Genomic DNA, 721 nt, shown 5'->3' with positions numbered 1-721 from the left:
AACTGTGTATAAGAGACAGACCCCGAACTGGCCACTCTGCGAGTGTCCGAGATGCCGAAACGGCAGATGAACGGGTCCCGCCCCACAGGGGGCACTTCGCGCACCCGCCCGTAGGCTGCGGGCATGGGACGACCCGAGGGTTTCAGCTACAGCGAACAGGCGGACGGCACCGTCACCATCACCCACCACGGCCGGGTCGCGACCCGGCTGCGGGGGCAGCGGGCGGCGGAGTTCCTGACGGAGGTGGCACGCTCGGACGCCCAGCTGGTGATGGCCCGTTGGACCGGCGCCTACAAGCACGGCAACGAACGCACCGCCCGCCAGCACCCCCGCAACCGCAACCGCTAAACCGCTGTTTCGTTGTCCGGTAGCCGCATGGTGTGCAGAGCTTCGGCATCGTCCACCTTGAAGCCCTGTACGAGCACGTGGTCCGTGCCCTTTACCGCCCACACGGTCGGACACGGACCTTCGTCACACTCGCTGGCAACCTGCTTGAGCTTCACCGGCTGCCCCTCGTCGGTTGGTGTCGTATTCGATCCTTCCGGTGCCGTGAGCTGGCGGTCAAGGTGGCGCGGTTGAGGGAACGGGAAGCCGCCTGTGACGGCCACCTCGCCGGGTACTTGGGCGGCTGCGGCGTGACGCTCCGGGCGGGGGCGCTTGGTCAGCGGGTGTAGGTGACCGTCACGGGGGCGTGGTCGCTCCAGCGTTCGGGGTGGGAGGG

The 721-nt window shown here is 68.1% G+C and carries 2 protein-coding genes; one reads left to right on the top strand and one right to left on the bottom strand.

From position 1 onward, the window contains the following. Positions 1-123: 123 nt before the first annotated feature. Positions 124-348: a hypothetical protein gene (locus tag FNX44_RS27345; protein WP_143651634.1), complete on the top strand. Its 225-nt coding sequence runs from the start codon at positions 124-126 to the stop codon at positions 346-348. On the opposite strand, the gene FNX44_RS27340 is transcribed toward FNX44_RS27345, so the two are convergent. Beyond that, the gene (locus tag FNX44_RS27340) at positions 345-503 is read right to left on the bottom strand and encodes a hypothetical protein (RefSeq protein WP_153507804.1); all 159 of its coding nucleotides are present in this window, start codon (positions 501-503) and stop codon (positions 345-347) included. The two genes, FNX44_RS27345 and FNX44_RS27340, sit on opposite strands and share 4 nt — an antisense overlap. Between the last annotated feature and the right edge of the window lie 218 nt (positions 504-721).

The organism is Streptomyces alkaliterrae (assembly GCF_007097205.2).
GTDB classification, from domain to species: Bacteria; Actinomycetota; Actinomycetes; order Streptomycetales; family Streptomycetaceae; genus Streptomyces; species Streptomyces alkaliterrae.
The sequence above is the reverse complement of the archived record's forward strand: the minus strand, read 5'-3'. Positions and strand labels throughout refer to the sequence as shown.